The organism is Streptomyces sp. NPDC020379, assembly GCF_044387105.1.
Classification (GTDB): domain Bacteria; phylum Actinomycetota; class Actinomycetes; order Streptomycetales; family Streptomycetaceae; genus Streptomyces.
This window is the reverse complement of sequence record NZ_JBIRVR010000012.1, coordinates 141,212-158,699: the sequence shown is the minus strand read 5'-3', so window position 1 is coordinate 158,699 and position 17,488 is coordinate 141,212. Positions and strand designations below refer to the sequence as shown.

At 71.6% G+C, this 17,488-nt stretch carries 18 protein-coding genes; 10 read left to right on the top strand and 8 right to left on the bottom strand.

The window, feature by feature from the left end:
* The first annotated feature begins 93 nt into the window (after positions 1 to 93).
* The gene (locus ACH427_RS17975; RefSeq protein ID WP_398870434.1) at positions 94 to 1,032 is read left to right on the top strand and encodes a beta-ketoacyl-ACP synthase III; all 939 of its coding nucleotides are present in this window, start codon (positions 94 to 96) and stop codon (positions 1,030 to 1,032) included.
* A 239-nt stretch (positions 1,033 to 1,271) separates the two neighbouring features.
* Here ACH427_RS17975 and ACH427_RS17970 read toward each other — a convergent pair whose 3' ends face one another.
* Together ACH427_RS17970 and ACH427_RS17965 are read right to left on the bottom strand one after the other, a co-directional pair.
* Positions 1,272 to 1,484: a hypothetical protein gene (locus ACH427_RS17970; RefSeq protein ID WP_398870432.1), complete on the bottom strand. Its 213-nt coding sequence runs from the start codon at positions 1,482 to 1,484 to the stop codon at positions 1,272 to 1,274.
* Between the two features lie 54 nt (positions 1,485 to 1,538).
* Complete coding sequence (locus tag ACH427_RS17965) at positions 1,539 to 2,450, bottom strand: glutaminase (RefSeq protein ID WP_398870431.1); 912 nt, start codon at positions 2,448 to 2,450, stop codon at positions 1,539 to 1,541.
* Positions 2,451 to 2,616: 166 nt separating this feature from the next.
* On the opposite strand from ACH427_RS17965, the gene ACH427_RS17960 reads away from it, so the two are divergent.
* Positions 2,617 to 3,207: an N-acetylmuramoyl-L-alanine amidase gene (locus ACH427_RS17960; RefSeq protein WP_398870430.1), complete on the top strand. Its 591-nt coding sequence runs from the start codon at positions 2,617 to 2,619 to the stop codon at positions 3,205 to 3,207.
* Between the two features lie 31 nt (positions 3,208 to 3,238).
* Positions 3,239 to 4,156 carry a 1-aminocyclopropane-1-carboxylate deaminase/D-cysteine desulfhydrase gene (locus ACH427_RS17955; protein WP_398870429.1) on the top strand — a complete coding sequence of 306 codons (918 nt, stop codon included), beginning with the start codon at positions 3,239 to 3,241 and terminating at the stop codon, positions 4,154 to 4,156.
* 251 nt (positions 4,157 to 4,407) lie between these two features.
* On the opposite strand, the gene ACH427_RS17950 is transcribed toward ACH427_RS17955, so the two are convergent.
* On the bottom strand, positions 4,408 to 6,009 hold the full coding sequence (locus tag ACH427_RS17950; protein ID WP_398870428.1) for a Na+/H+ antiporter: 1,602 nt from the start codon (positions 6,007 to 6,009) through the stop codon (positions 4,408 to 4,410).
* Positions 6,010 to 6,065: 56 nt separating this feature from the next.
* On the opposite strand from ACH427_RS17950, the gene ACH427_RS17945 reads away from it, so the two are divergent.
* The 4 genes from ACH427_RS17945 to ACH427_RS17930 all read left to right on the top strand — a co-directional run bounded on the left by ACH427_RS17945 (position 6,066) and on the right by ACH427_RS17930 (position 8,510).
* Complete coding sequence (locus tag ACH427_RS17945; RefSeq protein WP_398870427.1) at positions 6,066 to 6,326, top strand: UBP-type zinc finger domain-containing protein; 261 nt, start codon at positions 6,066 to 6,068, stop codon at positions 6,324 to 6,326.
* Positions 6,327 to 6,389: 63 nt separating this feature from the next.
* Positions 6,390 to 6,935 (top strand): GNAT family N-acetyltransferase, encoded by a 546-nt coding sequence (locus ACH427_RS17940; protein WP_398870426.1) that lies wholly within the window; start codon positions 6,390 to 6,392, stop codon positions 6,933 to 6,935.
* A 209-nt stretch (positions 6,936 to 7,144) separates the two neighbouring features.
* Complete coding sequence (locus ACH427_RS17935; RefSeq protein ID WP_361524905.1) at positions 7,145 to 7,558, top strand: anti-sigma regulatory factor; 414 nt, start codon at positions 7,145 to 7,147, stop codon at positions 7,556 to 7,558.
* A 16-nt stretch (positions 7,559 to 7,574) separates the two neighbouring features.
* Positions 7,575 to 8,510, top strand: coding sequence for an RNA polymerase sigma factor SigF (locus ACH427_RS17930; protein WP_398870425.1), 936 nt, complete (start codon positions 7,575 to 7,577; stop codon positions 8,508 to 8,510).
* 43 nt (positions 8,511 to 8,553) lie between these two features.
* Here the strand turns inward: ACH427_RS17930 and ACH427_RS17925 are convergent, their stop codons facing one another.
* Positions 8,554 to 9,048: a hypothetical protein gene (locus ACH427_RS17925; protein WP_398870424.1), complete on the bottom strand. Its 495-nt coding sequence runs from the start codon at positions 9,046 to 9,048 to the stop codon at positions 8,554 to 8,556.
* 125 nt (positions 9,049 to 9,173) lie between these two features.
* On the opposite strand from ACH427_RS17925, the gene ACH427_RS17920 reads away from it, so the two are divergent.
* Together ACH427_RS17920 and ACH427_RS17915 are read left to right on the top strand one after the other, a co-directional pair.
* On the top strand, positions 9,174 to 10,142 hold the full coding sequence (locus ACH427_RS17920; protein ID WP_398870423.1) for a diacylglycerol/lipid kinase family protein: 969 nt from the start codon (positions 9,174 to 9,176) through the stop codon (positions 10,140 to 10,142).
* A gap of 320 nt (positions 10,143 to 10,462) precedes the next feature.
* Positions 10,463 to 10,720: a WhiB family transcriptional regulator gene (locus ACH427_RS17915; RefSeq protein ID WP_004937597.1), complete on the top strand. Its 258-nt coding sequence runs from the start codon at positions 10,463 to 10,465 to the stop codon at positions 10,718 to 10,720.
* A gap of 312 nt (positions 10,721 to 11,032) precedes the next feature.
* On the opposite strand, the gene ACH427_RS17910 is transcribed toward ACH427_RS17915, so the two are convergent.
* On the bottom strand, positions 11,033 to 12,502 hold the full coding sequence (locus tag ACH427_RS17910) for a sensor histidine kinase (RefSeq protein WP_398870507.1): 1,470 nt from the start codon (positions 12,500 to 12,502) through the stop codon (positions 11,033 to 11,035).
* A gap of 532 nt (positions 12,503 to 13,034) precedes the next feature.
* Here ACH427_RS17910 and nagB point away from each other — a divergent pair.
* Positions 13,035 to 13,820, top strand: coding sequence for a glucosamine-6-phosphate deaminase (gene nagB, locus ACH427_RS17905; protein WP_398870506.1), 786 nt, complete (start codon positions 13,035 to 13,037; stop codon positions 13,818 to 13,820).
* 379 nt (positions 13,821 to 14,199) lie between these two features.
* Here nagB and ACH427_RS17900 read toward each other — a convergent pair whose 3' ends face one another.
* The 3 genes from ACH427_RS17900 to ACH427_RS17890 are packed head-to-tail and all read right to left on the bottom strand — an operon-like array spanning position 14,200 to position 17,485.
* Positions 14,200 to 15,675: a glycoside hydrolase family 3 protein gene (locus ACH427_RS17900; protein ID WP_398870422.1), complete on the bottom strand. Its 1,476-nt coding sequence runs from the start codon at positions 15,673 to 15,675 to the stop codon at positions 14,200 to 14,202.
* Between the two features lie 11 nt (positions 15,676 to 15,686).
* Positions 15,687 to 16,517: a carbohydrate ABC transporter permease gene (locus tag ACH427_RS17895; RefSeq protein WP_398870421.1), complete on the bottom strand. Its 831-nt coding sequence runs from the start codon at positions 16,515 to 16,517 to the stop codon at positions 15,687 to 15,689.
* Positions 16,514 to 17,485 carry a carbohydrate ABC transporter permease gene (locus tag ACH427_RS17890; RefSeq protein ID WP_398870420.1) on the bottom strand — a complete coding sequence of 324 codons (972 nt, stop codon included), beginning with the start codon at positions 17,483 to 17,485 and terminating at the stop codon, positions 16,514 to 16,516. Before ACH427_RS17890 ends, ACH427_RS17895 begins: the two co-directional genes overlap by 4 nt.
* Between the last annotated feature and the right edge of the window lie 3 nt (positions 17,486 to 17,488).

The window sequence follows — 17,488 nt, the reverse complement described above, 5'->3', positions numbered from 1 at the left end:
GGTGGATCACATACCCCCGAGCGGCCCCGGAGCGTCGAGACTGGCAATCCCGTACCACCACCGTCCGTCCGCCCCGCGCAGGAGGAACCGTCGATGACCGGGTCCCGCATCCTCGCCCTCGGCCACTACCAGCCCGCCAAGGTGCTGACCAACGACGAGCTGGCGACCATGGTCGACACCAGCGACGAGTGGATCCGCTCCCGCGTCGGGATCCGTACGCGCCGCGTCGCCGAACCCGGCGAGACCGTCGCGGCGATGGCGACCCAGGCGGCGGCCAAGGCGCTCGCGAACAGCGGGCTCGACGCCGACGACATCGACCTCGTGCTCGTCGCCACCTGCACGGCCGTCGACCGCAGCCCCAACACGGCCGCCCGCGTGGCCGCCGCGCTCGGCCTGCCCTCCCCCGCCGTCATGGACGTCAATGTCGTCTGCGCCGGCTTCACCCACGCGCTCGCCAGCGCCGACCACGCGATCCGGGCCAAGGCCGCCACGAACGCGCTGGTCATCGGCGTGGAGAAGTTCACCGCCGTCGCGGACTGGACCGACCGCACCACCTGCGTCCTGGTCGGCGACGGCGCGGGCGCCGCGGTGATCACGGCCTCGGCCACCCCGGAGATCGGCCCGGTCGTCTGGGGCTCGGTGCCGGACATGGGACACGCCGTACGGATCGAGGGCACACCCTCGCGCTTCGCCCAGGAGGGGCAGGCCGTCTACCGCTGGGCCACGACGCAGCTGCCGCCGATCGCGCGCGGCGTCTGCGAGCGGGCCGGGGTGGCGCCGGAGGATCTCGCCGCGGTCGTGCTCCACCAGGCGAATCTGCGGATCATCGAGCCTGTGGCGCGGAAGCTCGGCGCGGTCAACGCGGTGATCGCCACGGATGTCACCGAGTCCGGCAACACGTCCGCCGCGAGCATCCCGCTCGCCCTCTCCAAGCTGGTCGCCCGAGGCGAGGTCGCCTCCGGCGAGCCGATCCTTCTCTTCGGCTTCGGTGGCAATCTCTCTTACGCGGGGCAAGTGGTGCGCTGCCCGTAGGGGGTGCGGGTCCGGGCGCGGCACCGCCGCCGGGCACGCCTGCGGTGCTTTGTTCCCCTGCCCCGCCCCGCCCTGCGGGAGCGTCCTCAAGCGCCGGACGGGCTGAATTCGTCGGCTACGGTCCGCGAAATCCAGCCCGTCCGGCGCTTGAGGACAACGCGCGAAGCGTGTTGCTGGGGGTCTGGGGGCCTGCCCCCAGTTTCGGGAAGGGGCGGGCCCGGGGAACAAACCCCGGCACCCTACGGCGCTTCGCGCAGATACAGCGCCCCACACGCATGGCACAGCGCCACCCCCGGCGTCCCCCAGTCCTCGGCGGAGCGCACCTCCGCCCCAGGCAGAAGCTCACGCCCGCACATCGCCGTCGCCGCGTCCTCCCGGACCACGTGCCACGTCTTGACCGCCGCCCCGGGCGACCCGCCGTCCACGTACTCCGCACGCAACTCGTGTTCCATGAAGCACACCTCCTCGCCCCACGATGGGGCACGGCGGCGGCGTGCGCCACCGCGTCAGAAGACCGACCAGCCCGTGAGCGTCGTGAAGTGGTCGAGGGCCGCGACGCCCGCCACGGAGTTCCCCCGCGCGTCCAGCCCGGGACTCCAGACGCACAGCGTGCAGCGTCCCGGTATGACGGCGACGATGCCGCCGCCCACGCCGCTCTTGCCCGGCAGGCCCACGCGGTAGGCGAAGTCGCCGGCGGCGTCGTACGTCCCGCAAGTGAGCATGACGGCGTTGACCTGCTTGGCCTCACGGCGCGGCAGCAGCCGCGTGCCGTCGGCGCGCAGGCCGTGGCGGGCGAGGAAGCCGCTCGCCAGGGCGAGGTCGCGGCAGCTCATCTCGATGGAGCACTGCCAGAAGTAGTGCTCCAGCACGGTGGGCACGGGGTTGTCGAGGTTGCCGTAGCTGGCCATGAAGTGCGCGAGGGCCGCGTTGCGGTCGCCGTGCTCGGTCTCGGAGGCGGCGACGGCCGGGTCGAAGGAGACGTCCGGGTTGCCGCTCTCCGCGCGCAGGAACTCCAGCATCGTGGTGCTGGCGTCGCCGGTCAGGGTCTGGAGCCGGTCGGTGACGACGAGGGCGCCCGCGTTGATGAAGGGGTTGCGGGGGATGCCGTTCTCGTATTCGAGTTGCACCAGGGAGTTGAAGGGGTTTCCGGACGGTTCCGTTCCGACGCGGTCCCAGATCCGGTCGCCGCCCTCGGCCAGCACAAGCGCGAGGCTGAACGCCTTGGAGATGGACTGCACGGAGAACGGCCGCTCCCAGTCGCCGACCCCGTGGACCCCGCCGTCGACGTCCACGACGGCCATCCCGAACCGGCCGATGTCGACGCCGGCGAGGGCCGGGATGTAGTCGGCCACCTGGCCACGGCCGACCAGCGGCCGCGCGAAGGCGGCGACCTCTTCGAGAACGGTCTGGTAGTCCACTGTCCCGGGTCTCGCGCTTCCGTGTCGACGATGAGATTTTCGGCCTGAGGCCGGATCGGCTCGCACGATATCCGAACGCCCGGCCCACCTGCGAACTTTTGGGTACAAGGGGGTCATTCGGCCTACGCGTCCGGCGTGCGCCACCTGGTTTCGCAAGGAGGGCGGCGTGGCCCCACCCATGTCCGCGAACGAGTTCCTGGCCGCGCTCAGACGCGAGGGCGCCACGGTCGTCGAGGTCGACGGCTGGCGCAACCACAACCGTGCCGGGCACGGGCCCTGGGGCCCGGTCAACGGCGTGATGATCCACCACACGGCCTCCTCGGGCACCGACAGCACCGTACGCCTCTGCTGGAACGGCTATGACCAGCTCCCCGGCCCGCTGTGCCACGGCGTCATCGCCAAGGACGGCCGGATCCACCTCGTCGGCTGCGGCCGCGCCAATCACGCGGGCGGCGGCGACGGCGAGGTGCTCCAGGCGGTGATCGCCGAGAAGCGGCTGCCGCCCGTCCGCTGGGCCGACACCGACGGCAACGTCCACTTCTACGGCTTCGAATGCGTCAACCTCGGTGACGGCAACGACCCCTGGCCGGAGGAGCAGCTGCTGGCCGTCGAGCAGGTGGCGGCCGCGATCTGCCGCTTCCACGGCTGGACCGAGCGATCGGTGATCGGGCACCTCGAATGGCGGCCGGGCAAGCTCGACCCCACCGGCTTCTCCATGGAGCGGCTGCGCGAGCGCGTCGGCGAGCGGCTCAAGTGACGACCGCGCGCGCCACGGCGAGAATGGGGGCGTGACCAGCGACCTCCCCACCGCCTCCGCCGCCCTCGCCGCGCTGCGGCCACGGCTGCCGTCCCCGCTCGAAGAGCTGCGGGACGAGCGGTTCACCCGCCGGGGCGTACGGCTGCTGCTCAAGCGCGACGACCTGATACACCCCGAGCTCCCGGGCAACAAGTGGCGCAAGCTGGAGCCCAATCTGCGGGCCGCCGCCGAGGCCGGCCGGCGCACGCTGCTGACCTTCGGCGGCGCGTACTCCAACCACCTGCGGGCGACCGCCGCCGCGGGCCGGCTGCTGGGCTTCGCCACGGTCGGCGTCGTCCGGGGCGAGGAACTCGCCGACCGGCCGCTCAACTGGTCGCTCACGGCCTGCGTGGCCGACGGCATGCGGCTGCGCTTCGTCGACCGCGCCACGTACCGTCGCAAGGCCGAGCCCGACGTCCTCGCCGAGCTGGCCGGCGGCGACTGCTTCGTCATCCCCGAGGGCGGCAGCAACGCGGCCGCCGCGCGCGGCTGCGCCGCCCTCGGCCGGGAGCTGCGCGGCACGGCGGACGTCGTCGGCATCGCCTGCGGCACCGGCGGCACCCTCGCCGGCCTCGCCGCGGGCCTCACCGCTTCGCAGCGCGCGATCGGCTTCCCCGTCCTCAAGGGCGGCTTCCTGGGCGCGGAGATACGCGACCTGCAACGGGCGGCCTTCGGTGGCCCGCGAGGTGCCTGGACCCTCGACGAACGCTTCCACTGCGGCGGCTACGCCCGCCTCTCCCCGGAGCTCCTCGCTTTCGCCTCCGATTTCACCTCTCGGCACGGTCTGCGGGTGGAGCGGTTGTATGTGGCGAAGATGCTCTTCGGCCTGACGGCCTTGGCTTCGGAGGGGGCGTTCGCTCGGGGGACGACGGTGGCGGCGGTGATCACGGGGGCGGATCCGGGGCTCTGACAGCTGGTTCGCTTCCCCAGCCCCGCCCCTTCCCGAAACCGGGGCGAGACCCCCGGACCCCCAGCGCCCTTCGGGCGCGTCCTCAAACGCCGGACGGGCTGATATTCAGCCCGTCCGGCGTTTGAGGACAACGCGCGAAGCGTGTTGCTGGGGTCTGGGGCGAAGCCCCGGTTTCGGGAAGGGGCGGGCCCGGGGAAAAGCCCGCCGCAGGCGCAGCCGACCCGCCCCCAGACGAAAGGGGCAGCAGCCTGCTACCCCGCCTCTTCGCGGTACGCCGCCGCCTCCTCGAGGTCCAGCCGCCGCAACAGCGTCCGAAGCATCTCGTCGTCGATACGCCGAGCGTCCCGCAAGGACACGAACACCTCCCGCTCCGCCCCGATCATCTCCCGGGCCAGCCGCCGGTACGTGTCGTCCGCCGATTCGCCCGTCACCTCGTCGACCGCGCCGAGGCGCTCCCAGACGGCGTTGCGGCGGCGCTCCATGACGGTGCGGAGGCGGTCGGCGAGGGGTTCGGGGAGGGCGTTGCGGTCGTCGGCGAGGAGTTCGTCGAGGCGGCGCTCGGCGGCGGCGGACGCCTCGCTCTGGGCCTGGGCCTCGGCGAGGGTCTCGGCGGTCGGGTGGGGCGCGGGCAGCCGCAGCCGGCGGATGAGCGGGGGCAGGGTGAGGCCCTGGACGACAAGCGTGCCGATGACGGTCGTGAAGGTCAGGAAGAGGACGAGGTTGCGGGCGGGGAAGGGCTGCCCGTGGTGCGTGGTCACGGGGATCGAGAAGGCGATGGCGAGGGAGACCACGCCGCGCATCCCGGCCCAGCCGACGACGAGCGGCGCCTTCCACGTGGTGTCGGGCTCGCGTTCGCGGATGCGGGCGGAGAGGGCGCGCGGCAGGAATGTCGCGGGGAAGACCCAGACGTAGCGGGCGGCCACGACGGCGGCGAAGACCGCGGAGGCGTACCAGAGGGCGGCCTGCCCCAGGTCGTACTCCCCCAGTCCACGCATCACCACGGGCAGTTGGAGCCCGATGAGCGCGAAGACCGCGGACTCCAGCACGAAGGCGACCACGCGCCAGACGGCGGCCTCCTGGAGGCGGGTGGCGAAGTCGACCTGCCAGGAGTGGTGGCCGAGGTAGAGGGCGACGACCACGACGGCGAGCACCCCGGAGGCCCCGACCACCTCGGCGGCGGCGTAGGCGGCGAAGGGGATGAGGAGGGAGAGGGTGTTCTGCAGGAGCGGTTCGCGCAGCCGCTTGCGCAGCCAGTGCAGCGGCACCATGAGGATCAGCCCGGCCCCGATGCCGCCGAGGGACGCGACGGCGAATTCGCGGAAACCCTCGCCCCAGGTCGCGCCCTCGCCCACGGCGGCGGCGAGCGCCACCTTGTAGGCGGTGATCGCGGTGGCGTCGTTCACCAGGGACTCGCCCTGGAGGATCGTGGTGATGCGGGAGGGCAGCCCCAGGCGGCGCGCGATGGCGGTGGCCGCGACGGCGTCGGGCGGGGCGACGACCGCGCCGAGCACCAGCGCGGCGGTGAGCGGCAGTCCGGGCACGACCAGATATGCCACATAGCCGACCGCGAAGGTCGCGAAAAGGACATAGCCGACCGACAACAGCGCCACCGGGCGGATGTTGGCGCGGATGTCGAGGTACGAGCTGTCGAGCGCGGCCGTGTGCAGGAGGGGCGGCAGGATCAGGGGGAGCACGATCGCGGGGTCGAGGGTGTACTCGGGCACGCCGGGCACGTAGGAGGCGAGAAGTCCGACGGCGACGAGCAGCAGGGGCGCGGGCACCGGGGTCCGCCGGGCGGCGCCCGCGACCGCGGCACTGGCCGCGATCAGCATGAGCAGTGGCATGACATCCATCGGTCCCGGCGCTCTCCGTTTCGAAGCCCTCGGCAGTGCGAACTAGTCTGGCAATCATGAGCGAGTGCCCGCATGTTCCCGAGCTGCCGCGCCCCGAGCCCGCGCCGCTGCACCCGACCTGCCCGGAGTGCGAGGCCGCCGGCAGCAACCCGGTGCAGCTGCGGTTGTGCCTGGTCTGCGGGCATGTCGGCTGCTGCGACTCCTCGCCGTACCGCCACGCGACGGGACATTTCGAGGAGACCGGGCACGCGGTGATGCGCAGCTTCGAGCCGGGCCAGACCTGGCGCTGGTGCTATACGGACCGCCGGATCGTCTGAGGGAGCGCGGCGGGTGCCCGCGGTTGCCGCGGCGCGCTCACCCCCGACCGCTAGCATGCAGACATGATCCGACCCGCCACGCCCGACGACGTCCCCGTCATCCACGCCATGATCCGCGAACTGGCGGAGTACGAAAGGGCGCTGGGGGAGGCGAAGGCGACCGAGGAGCAGCTGCGCGAGGCCCTCTTCGGCACGGCCCCGGCGGTCTTCGCACTGATAGCGGAGAGTGACGAGGAAGGCGTCGAGGGCGGGATACCGGCGGGCGAGGCGGTCGGCTTCGCGCTCTGGTTCCGCAACTTCTCCACCTGGACGGGTACGCACGGTATCTATCTGGAGGATCTCTACGTCCGCCCGCGGGCGCGCGGCGCGGGCCACGGCAAGGCCCTCCTCGCCACTCTCGCGCGGATCTGCGTGGACCGGGGCTACCAGCGTTTCGAATGGTCAGTGCTGGACTGGAACGCACCCTCGATCGCGTTCTACAAGTCGCTGGGCGCCGAGCCGATGGAGGAGTGGACGGTGCGACGGATGTCCGGAGAACCGCTCCACACTCTTGCGGCGCTCGCGCAGAGTGACGAAAATCCCAACAGGGCGACTGCTCTTTCGATTTGAGACCGCAAGGCCCTAGCCACTGTCCGTGCTCATGGGTTTACCATGAGTGACAGTCGCGGGGCTGCTCCACAGAACCCCAGATCGCGATAGCGTCGCAGCCGAACCACGTGCCGCACCGGGCCGTGCCAAAGCCCTTCACCCGAGGGGCGGTCAGCGCGGGGCCGGTGCTCGTAACAGCTCAAGAAGCTTGTGCCACCTTGGAGGTGAGGGTGTCCCAGATCGCAGGCGAGCCCGGGACCCAGGACTTCGTGGAAGTCCGGCTGCCCGCTGCGGGTGCCTACCTGTCGGTGCTGCGGACGGCTACGGCCGGTCTCGCGGCCCGCTTGGACTTCACCCTCGACGAGATCGAGGACTTGCGTATCGCCGTGGACGAGGCGTGCGCGATCCTTCTGCAACAAGCCGTGCCCGGCTCCGTTCTCAGCTGCGTCTTCCGCCTGGTGGGCGACGCGCTGCGGGTGACCGTCTCGGCGCCCACGACGGACGGCCGCGCGCCCGAGCGCGACACCTTCGCCTGGACGGTGCTCTCCGCCCTGGCCGGCGAGGTCGACTCGACGGTCGCCGCCGACCGTACGGTCAGCATCAGCCTGCACAAGAAGCGCGGCGCCGGCCCCGGACAGCCGTGACGGAAGAGGGGGCTCCGTGAGTACTGCATCGTCGCGGGGAGTGCGTGCCCCGGCCATCCCGCAGCAGCCTGCCCGGCCGCTTCCGGCGGAACCGGGTGACCCGGTGACGCCGGCGCCGGGCGAGGCGAGCGACCCACCAGAGCGGGCGGACCACATGGAACAGCACCAGCATCAACAGTGGCACCAGCACCCCACCGCGCACGACCGCAGTGGAGCCCGTGCCCTGTTCATCGAGCTGCGGGCGCTGCCGGACGGCTCGCTCGAGCGGGCTCAGCTGCGCAATCACCTGGTGCAGATGCACCTGCCCCTGGTGGAGCACCTGGCCCGGCGGTTCCGCAACCGCGGGGAGCCGCTCGACGACCTCACCCAGGTCGCCACGATCGGTCTGATCAAGTCGGTCGACCGCTTCGACCCCGACCGCGGGGTCGAGTTCTCCACGTATGCGACGCCCACGGTCGTCGGCGAGATCAAGCGGCACTTCCGTGACAAGGGCTGGGCGGTGCGGGTGCCGCGCCGCCTCCAGGAGCTGCGGCTGGCCCTGACCACGGCCACGGCCGAGCTCTCCCAGCGGCACGGCCGCGCCCCCACCGTCCACGAGCTGGCCGAGCAGCTGGGGATCTCCGAGGAGGAGGTGCTGGAGGGGCTGGAGTCCGCCAACGCCTACAGCACGCTCTCCCTGGACGTCCCCGACACGGACGACGAGTCCCCGGCCGTCGCGGACACCCTGGGCGCGGAGGACGAGGCGCTGGAGGGCGTGGAGTACCGCGAGTCGCTCAAGCCGCTGCTGGAGGATCTGCCGCCGCGCGAGAAGAAGATCCTGCTGCTCCGCTTCTTCGGCAACATGACCCAGTCCCAGATCGCCCAGGAGGTCGGGATCTCGCAGATGCACGTCTCCCGGCTGCTGGCGCGCACCCTCGCCCAGCTGCGGGACCGCCTGCTCATCGAGGAGTAGCCGGCGAGGACCGCACCGGACCGGGCCCTCCGGGGCCCGTGCGTCAGCTTTCGCGCGGGCCGATGCCGAGCGCCTCGGTCGCGGTGGGGTTCACCAGCAGCACCATGGCGGCCACGGCCACCAGCGCGAGCACCACGCCCGCGGCGATCAGCGCGCCCCCGGCGTTGCCGAGCGTCCAGGCGACCGGCAGCGCCATGAGCTGGGTGATCATCGCGGGGCCCCGGCTCCAGCGCTTGCGCTGCCACAGCCCCCGGGCCGCCGCGAGCGGCAGCGCGGCGAGGGCGAGCACGGTCACCGCGAGCGTCTCCGCCTGCTGCGGGCTGTCCGGCTTCCCGGCGAAGCCCATGATCAGCAGATACACCCCGCCGATCAGCAGGGTGACGCCCTCCAGCGCGGCGAGCACGGCCGCCGCCGTCAGCCGCGCCGGCCGGGGACCGGCGGGCTCGGGCGCGGCGGGGGTGTGACTCTTCTCGCCGCCGGCCCGGGCGTCGCGGGTGCTCTTACGGGCGGACTTCTGCGCGGACTGCTTGCTGCTCACCCCGTCAGGGTAGCCCTGGCCCCTGCCGTACGGGGTCCGGCGGGCGCTCGGCGTGACCGACGGGACACCGGTGGACCGCGGGCCGGGGATGGGGCGTGTACCGACAGGTAGGTAGGCTGGCGCGCATGCGTGCGCTCCTTGTGGTCAATCCGTCGGCCACCACCACCAGTGCCCGTACCCGTGATGTCCTGGTGCACGCGCTCGCCAGCGACCTCAAGCTGGAGGTCGCCACCACGGAGTACCGGGGGCACGCCCGGGACCTCGCGCGGCGGGCCGCGGAGGACGGCAACACGGGCCTCGTGGTCGCGCTCGGCGGCGACGGCACGGTCAACGAGGTGGTCAACGGCCTCCTGCACGGCGGCCCCGACCCGGAGGGCCTCCCCCGCCTCGCGGTGGTGCCCGGCGGCTCGACGAATGTCTTCGCCCGCGCGCTGGGGCTGCCCAACGACGTGGTGGAGGCGACGGGCGCCCTGCTCGACGCGCTGCGCCAGGGCACCGAACGCACGGTCGGCCTGGGCCTCGCGGGGGGCACCCCGGGCACGGCGGACGAGGGCGTTCCGGCCCGCTGGTTCACTTTCTGTGCCGGATTCGGATTCGACGCCGGTGTGGTGGGCCGGGTGGAGCAGCAGCGCGAGCGCGGCAAGCGTTCGACACACGCTCTGTATGTGCGACAGGTGATGCGTCAATTCGTCGGCGAACCGAATCGGCGGCACGGCACGATCACCCTCGAACGACCGGGCGAGGACCCACTCGAGAATCTCGTCATGTCGATAATCTGCAACACCGCGCCATGGTCATACCTGGGCAACCGCCCGCTCTACGCCTCGCCGCAGGCATCCTTCGACACCGCCCTTGACGTGCTGGGATTCACCAAGCTGTCCACGGCGGCGGCCGGCCGTCACCTCGCTCAGCTGATGCGGTCGACGCCCGAACGAGGGCCGCATGGAAAGCACGCCGTATCCCTGCACGACCAGACCGCCTTCACCTTGCATTCGCAGGTCCCGCTGCCCTTCCAGATGGACGGTGACCACCTCGGGCTGCGTACGAGCGTGACGTTCACAGGCGTACGCCGTGCACTGCGTGTGATTGTGTGAGCGGTAGGGCCGAAAGTCCTTCCACTCGAACGTTTAGGCTGGGTTCCACCCCCTGGAAGTACGGCTGTGACCTAGCCGACACCGAGGAATCAAAAAAAACTTTCCAGAAGGGGTTGTATCCGCCGCCGAGGTTTGCGAGTCTCTTCATGGCGCTCGGGACGGCCGCTCAACAAGGCTCCCCGACACAGCCCGAACCCCCTCCCTTTTTCCTGGACTGCCCCAGTTTCGACTGGGCGTCAGCCCTTCCCTTGCGGGGGGATTCGTGAAAGCGTTCACATTCACAAGCAACGTAGCCGCAATAACGAGGAGATGGAGCAGCCATGGACTGGCGTCACAACGCCGTTTGCCGCGAGGAAGACCCCGAGCTGTTCTTCCCCATCGGCAACACCGGTCCTGCGCTGCTGCAGATCGAGGAAGCCAAGGCCGTCTGCCGCCGCTGCCCCGTCATGGAGCAGTGCCTGCAGTGGGCGCTCGAGTCCGGCCAGGACTCCGGCGTCTGGGGTGGACTCAGCGAGGACGAGCGCCGCGCGATGAAGCGCCGTGCCGCTCGCAACCGGGCGCGTAACGCGACCGCCTGAGCCGACACCCCTTCGGCCACCCGAGCCGCAGCGCGCAGTACCCCCCGATGCGCATAGCTTTGAGCCCCGGACCTTTGTCAAGGTCCGGGGCTCGTTGCGTGGTGCGGGTCAGTTGCCACCCGCGGCGAGAGCGCTCTTCGGGTGCGTCCTCGATCGCCGGCCAGGCTGAACCTGGCCGAGGCCGGCCCTCGGCTTCAGGACTGCGGTCCGGACCTGCCGGCCCGGCCGACCGTTTGAGAGCGACCACCGCCGGGGGCACCTCCCAGCGGCAGCCGGGGCAGACAGCGGTCCCGCGCCCAGGAACGCCACGAGCTACGGCTTGTCCGCCCTGACCGGCAGGTCGAGAACGACCTTCGTACCGCCCCCCGGTGCCGGCAGCATGCCGAACGTGCCGCCCATCTCGCCCTCCACCAGCGTCCGCACGATCTGGAGGCCGAGATTTCCCGCGCGCTGGGGGTCGAAGCCCTCCGGCAGGCCGCGCCCGTCGTCCTGGACGGAGATCAGCAGGCGCGCCTCCTTGCGGGTGCCGCTGCGGACCGCGGTGACCTCGACCGTGCCCGTCTCCCCCGGCCCGAAGCCGTGCTCCATCGCGTTCTGGAGCAGTTCGGTCAGGACCATCGACAGCGGCGTCGCGACCTCGGCGTCGAGGATGCCGAAGCGCCCCGTGCGCCGGCCGGCGACCCGGCCCGGGGAGATCTCGGCGACCATGGCCAGGACGCGGTCGGCGATCTCGTCGAACTCCACCCGCTCGTCCAGATTCTGCGACAGCGTCTCGTGGACGATCGCGATCGAGCCGACCCGGCGGACCGCCTCCTCCAGCGCCTCGCGCCCCTCGGCGGAGCCGATCCGGCGGGCCTGGAGGCGCAGCAGCGCGGCCACGGTCTGGAGGTTGTTCTTCACCCGGTGGTGGATCTCCCGGATGGTCGCGTCCTTGGTGATCAACTCACGCTCGCGGCGACGCAGTTCGGTGACATCGCGCAGGAGTACGAGTGAACCGATGTGATTTCCCTTGGGTTTGAGGGGAATCGCCCGGAGCTGGATGACGCCGTCGCTGCCCTCGACCTCGAACTCGCGCGGTGCCCAGCCGCTGGCGAGCTTGGCGAGGGACTCGTCCACCGGTCCACGCGAGGGCGCCAACTGAGCGGTGGTCTCGCCCAGATGATGCCCCACGAGGTCGGCGGCGAGGCCGAGCCGGTGATAGGCGGAGAGCGCGTTGGGGCTGGCGTACTGCACGATGCCGTCCGCGTCCAGCCTGATCAGGCCGTCACCGGCGCGGGGCGAGGCGTCCATGTCGACTTGTTGCCCGGGGAACGGGAAGGTGCCGTTCGCGATCATCTGGGCGAGGTCCGAGGCGCTCTGGAGATAGGTGAGCTCCAGCCGGCTCGGCGTCCGCACGGTCAGCAGATTGGTGTTGCGGGCGATGACCCCGAGGACCCGCCCCTCCCGGCGTACGGGGATGGACTCGACCCGCACCGGGACCTCCTCGCGCCACTCCGGGTCGCCCTCGCGGACGATCCGGCCCTCGTCGAGCGCGGCGTCGAGCATGGGGCGGCGGCCGCGCGGGACGAGGTGGCCGACCATGTCGTCCTGGTAGGAGGTGGGTCCGGTGTTGGGCCGCATCTGGGCGACGGACACATAGCGGGTGCCGTCGAGGGTGGGGACCCACAGGACGAGGTCGGCGAAGGACAGGTCGGAGAGCAACTGCCACTCCGAGACCAGCAGGTGGAGCCACTCCAGGTCGGAGTCGCCCAGGGCGGTGTGCTGGCGTACGAGGTCGTTCATGGAGGGCACGGCTGTGAGCCTACCCGCGCCCGGCGGCCTCATTTTGTTCCACCTGGCGCCCGCACGGGCATGGACACCGGCGAATGGTCTAGTCCACAATGAGTAAGCAAAGTTTCCGCCTTCCCCGCACAGGAGGGTGGATCGAGGCCCGGCGTCTTCTGCCCTGATCGCGCCGCGGCCTCCGATCGGCCGCACCGCGCCCGGGGACCGCACACCCCGCGCCCGGTGGGCCGATGCCGGCTCCGGGCTGCGGTGCCGGCCGGGCCGAGGGTCCCGGCCAGGCGCCGCGGCCCGTAGTGGCGCGTCCCCCCTCGGCTCTCACCTCCGGCCACCACCCCCGCCGATATCCCCGGCCGCGCTTCGTCCTCAAACTCCGCGGGCCCCGTATTTACGGCTCGGTAATCACGGCTCGCCGACCGCTCTCCCGGTACGCGGGCGGACCGGGAGGGGAAGCATCTTCCGGACAGCCCACTCTGTTAGATTGGTCTATACCACAACCCCACAGCCCACTCTCCAGATCGGCAGGCACAGCGTGGAAGTTGTCATCGTCCCGGACGCCAAGGCAGGCGGCGAGCTCATCGCGGAGGCCATGGCCGAGCTCCTGCGTCGCAAGCCGGACGCCCTGCTGGGCGTGGCCACCGGCTCCACCCCGCTGCCCATCTACGAAGCGCTGGCGGCCAAGGTCCGCGCGGGCGCGGTGGACGCCTCGCGCGCCCGCGTCTGCCAGCTCGACGAGTACGTCGGCCTGCCCGCCGACCACCCCGAGTCCTACCGCTCGGTGGTGCTGCGCGAGGTCGTCGAACCGCTCGGGCTGACCGAGGACTCCTTCATGGGCCCCGACGGCACCGCCGAGGACGTCCAGGCCGCCTGCGAGGCGTACGACCGGGCGCTGCCCGAGGCCGGCGGCGTGGACCTCCAGCTGCTCGGCATCGGCACCGACGGGCACATCGGCTTCAACGAGCCGTGCTCCTCGCTCGCCTCCCGCACCCGGATCAAGACGCTCACCGAGCAGACCCGCGTCGACAACGCGCGGTTCTTCGAGGGCGACATCGACCAGGTGCCCCATCACGTCATCACCCAGGGCATCGGCACCATCCTGGAGGCCCGCCACCTGGTCCTGCTGGCCACGGGCGAGGGCAAGGCCGACGCGGTCGCCGCGACGGTCGAGGGGCCGGTCTCCGCGCTGGTCCCGGCTTCCGCGCTACAGCTCCACCCGCATGCGACGGTCGTCGTGGACGAGGGTGCGGCGTCGAAGCTGAAGCTCGCGGATTACTTCCGGCACACGTATGCCAATAAGCCGGGCTGGCAGGGGCTGTAGGCGCGCCCTGCCAGGGGTTTCTTCCGGGCTCGGCCCGCTGCGCCCGCGGCGGGCCTTTTCCCCGGCCCCGCCTCTTCCCGGAACTGGGGCTGCGCCCCGGACCCCCGCAACACGCTTCGCGCGTTGTCCTCGACCGCCGGACGGGCTGAATGCGCTGGCTACGGTCCGCACATTCCAGCCCGTTGGGGGTACCTCTGGGGACCCCCGGACAGAGTCCGGGGGAGGTAGCTGAGGAGTTTGAGGGCGCGGCCGCAGGCCGCTGGGGGTCCGGGGGCCTCCCCCCACGCGGCGGAGCCGCACATCGGACGCAGCCGGGAAGGCGCGGGGCGGGGGAAAAAGCCCGCCGCAGGCGCAGCCGACCCGCACCCCGACACACACATCAGCCCCCAGCGATAACCTCCGCCGCGGCCACCCCGCAGACCCGCCCCGCCCCATGCGTGGCCACATGCAGCGCCCCCGCCGGAGGCGCCACGTTCAGGCCCATTTCCACGACCACCGCGTCCGGCCGCGCGGCGAGAAGAGCGTCGAGCGCCTTCGCCATCCACGGATGGCGGTGGACGTCCCGCACCACGGCCACGATCCGCCGGGGGCCCGCGTCCCGGAGCACCCGGTCGGCACCGGCCTCGCCGGAGGCGTACGCGCCGGTCGTCGTCCCCGGCAGCAGCCGGGTCAGCTCGGCGGCGACGCCCCATGGGGTCTCGTCGCCGACGGCAATGTTCGCGACGGGGGTGAAGGCGGCGACGTGCGCGGGGCCGGTGAGCGGCTCGTGGTCCGCCGAGCGGGTCACCCGCAGGGCGCGCCGCGCGGCCGCCAGGCCGATGCCGGGGTCGGGCGCGCCCGGCTCCGGCCGGCGGGCCACGTCGCGCGCCAGCGCGCGTACCCGCGCGGCCGCGTCGGCGAGCCGCTCCTCCGGCAGCGCCCCGGAGCGCACGGCGCCGACCAGCGCGTCACGCAGCCGCAGCACCGTCTCCTCGTCGGCCAGGCCGCCGCCGACGCAGATCGCGTCGGCGCCCGCGGCGACGGCCATGACGCTGCCGCGTTCGATGCCGTAGGTCGCGGCGATGGCCCGCATCTCCATGCCGTCGGTGACGATCAGGCCGTCGAAGCCGAGGCCGCCCTCGGCGGCGGGGGCACGCAGCAGGCCGTGCAGCGCGGCCGGGCTGAGGGTCGCGGGGAAGGCGGGGTCGAGCGCGGGCAGCAGGATGTGCGCGCTCATCACGGCCTTGGTGCCCGCGGCCACGGCCGCCCGGAAGGGCACCAGTTCCCGGGTGTGCAGCGTGGCGAGGCCGGCGTCGATGCGCGGCAAGTCGTGGTGGGAGTCGACGGCCGTGTCGCCGTGGCCGGGGAAGTGCTTGGTGCACGCGGCCACGCCCGCGGCCTGCATCCCCTCGACGTAGGCGGCGGTGTGCCGGGCGACCAGCGCCGGGTCGGCGCCGAAGGACCGTACGCCGATGACCGGGTTGTCCGGGTCGGAGTTGACGTCCGCGGAGGGCGCCCAGTTGAGGTTGACGCCGCAGGCCGCGAGGCGGCGGCCGAGTTCCCGGGCGACGGCCCGGGTCAGCGCGGTGTCGTCGACGGCGCCGAGCGCGAGGTTGCCGGGGAAGGAGGAGCCCGTACGTGCCTCCAGGCGGGTGACGTCGCCGCCCTCCTCGTCGATCGCCACGAGCACGTCGGCGCGCTCCGCCCGCAGTTGGGCGGTGAGGGCGGCGAGCTGTTCCGGCGAGGCGATGTTGCGGCCGAACAGGCCGACGGCGGCCAGCCCTTCGCCGAGTCTGCGCAGCAGCCAGCCGGGGGCGGTGGTGCCGGTGAATCCCGGCTGGAGGACCGTGAGGGCGTCCCGGGTGAGCGTGTCCATGGAAGTAAGTGCTAGCCCTTCACTGCGCCGGACGTAAGGCCACCGACCGCCTTGCGCTGGAGGATGACGAAGAGGATGAGGATCGGCAGGGCGAAGAGCGAGGAGGCGGCCATCGTGGCACCCCAGTCGTCGCCGAAGGCGGAGCGGAAGCTGGTGAGCCAGAGCGGGAGCGTCTGCGCGCCCGGATCCTTGCTGAGGATCAGGACCATCGGGAACTCGTTCCAGACGGTGATGAAGCCGAAGAGCGAGGTGGCCATCACGCCGGGGGCGAGCAGCGGGAAGATCACCTTGATGAACGCCTGGGTGCGGGTGCACCCGTCGACCATCGCGGACTCCTCCAGCTCCTTGGGCACGGCGGCCACGTAGCCGCGCAGGGTGAGCACGGTGAAGGGCAGCACCATGACCGTGTAGATGGCGATCAGCGGCGGGAGGCTGTTCAGCATCTCGGCGTCGCGCACGATCATGTAGTACGCGATGACCATGACCTCCCAGGGGGCCATCTGGGCCATCATCATCACGAGGATGAAGCTCTTGCGGCCCTTGAAGCGCATCCGTGCCACGGCGAACGACGCCAGCAGCGCGATCACCAGTGACAGCGCGACGGCGACCAGCGTCACCGTGAGGGAGTTGCCGACGAGCGTCCAGAAGCCGTCCGCGTCCATCGCCTTGGTGAAGTGCTCGAAGGTGGGGCTCATGGGGAACCACTGGGGGGTGTCGCCGACGATGTCCTTGTTGGCCTTGAAGGCCGTGGAGAACATCCAGTAGACGGGGAAGGCGAAGACCGCGAAGAGGACGACGGCCGCCGCCCCGGGCCAGGCGCGGCCGAGAAGCGAGCGGTTCACAGCTCGTCCCCCTCTTGCTTGAGGACAAGGCGCAGGTAGTACGCCGTCAGGGCCAGCAGGATGACGATGGTGAGGATGGAGATCGCGGCCCCGGCGCCGAAGTGCTGGTTGCCCATGCCCTCGACGAACGCGTAGACCGGCAGGGTCTCGGTGAGCCGGTCGGGCCCGCCCTCGTTGATCGCGAAGATCTGGGTGAACGACTTGAAGACCCAGATGACTTCGAGGAACGTCGTGGCGAGGAAGAACGGCTTGAGGAAGGGGAAGGTCACCGAGGTGAACTGCTTCCAGCTGCCCGCGCCGTCCAGCGAGGCCGCCTCGTAGAGCTCCTTGGGGATCGTGGTGGTCGCCGCGTAGAGGTTGATCGCCACGAAGGGGATCGACTGCCACACGATCAGCACAGTGACCACGAAGAAGGTGGAGAGCTGGCTGCTGGTCCAGTTGTAGTCGGCCATGGAGTGCCAGCCGAGGTTGTCCAGCACGTAGTTGACGACGCCGAACCGCTGGGCGAACAGCCACTGGAAGACGGTGGTCGCGGCCACGACGGGCATGGCCCAGGCGAGGACGAGGCCGAGCGACAGCAGCAGCCGCAGCTTGGTGCCGAGGCGGGCGAGCAGCAGCCCGATCAGACAGCCCAGGAGCATGATCAGGACGACGTTGGCCGCGGTGAAGACCACCGAGCGGACGGCGACCTTCCAGAAGTCGGAACTGCCGAGCTGATCGCTGTAGTTGTCGAATCCGGTCCACTCGGTGACGCGCCGGATCAGCTGTCGCTTGTTGAGGTCCTGGAAGGACAGCAGCCCGTTCTTGACCAGCGTCCAGCCGAGCAGCGCCACCGTGACGAGGGCGGCGGGGAGGATCAGGAGGTACGGGAGGCCCCCCGCGGTCCGGCCGCGGCGGGGTGGCGGGGCGCCGCCCCGGCTGATCCGGGCGGCGGACTCGGCCGTCGCCTCTTCGATCTGCGCTGACATCGT

What these genes read in the sequence shown, in the direction of transcription:
- ACH427_RS17975 (WP_398870434.1), top strand. Translation starts at nt 94, where the DNA reads ATGACCGGGTCCCGCATCCTCGCCCTCGGCCACTACCAGCCCGCCAAG.
- ACH427_RS17970 (WP_398870432.1), bottom strand. Translation starts at nt 1,484, where the DNA reads ATGGAACACGAGTTGCGTGCGGAGTACGTGGACGGCGGGTCGCCCGGG.
- ACH427_RS17950 (WP_398870428.1), bottom strand. Translation starts at nt 6,009, where the DNA reads ATGGATGTCATGCCACTGCTCATGCTGATCGCGGCCAGTGCCGCGGTC.
- ACH427_RS17945 (WP_398870427.1), top strand. Translation starts at nt 6,066, where the DNA reads ATGAGCGAGTGCCCGCATGTTCCCGAGCTGCCGCGCCCCGAGCCCGCG.
- ACH427_RS17940 (WP_398870426.1), top strand. Translation starts at nt 6,390, where the DNA reads ATGATCCGACCCGCCACGCCCGACGACGTCCCCGTCATCCACGCCATG.
- ACH427_RS17920 (WP_398870423.1), top strand. Translation starts at nt 9,174, where the DNA reads ATGCGTGCGCTCCTTGTGGTCAATCCGTCGGCCACCACCACCAGTGCC.
- ACH427_RS17915 (WP_004937597.1), top strand. Translation starts at nt 10,463, where the DNA reads ATGGACTGGCGTCACAACGCCGTTTGCCGCGAGGAAGACCCCGAGCTG.
- ACH427_RS17910 (WP_398870507.1), bottom strand. Translation starts at nt 12,502, where the DNA reads ATGAACGACCTCGTACGCCAGCACACCGCCCTGGGCGACTCCGACCTG.
- ACH427_RS17900 (WP_398870422.1), bottom strand. Translation starts at nt 15,675, where the DNA reads ATGGACACGCTCACCCGGGACGCCCTCACGGTCCTCCAGCCGGGATTC.
- ACH427_RS17890 (WP_398870420.1), bottom strand. Translation starts at nt 17,485, where the DNA reads ATGTCAGCGCAGATCGAAGAGGCGACGGCCGAGTCCGCCGCCCGGATC.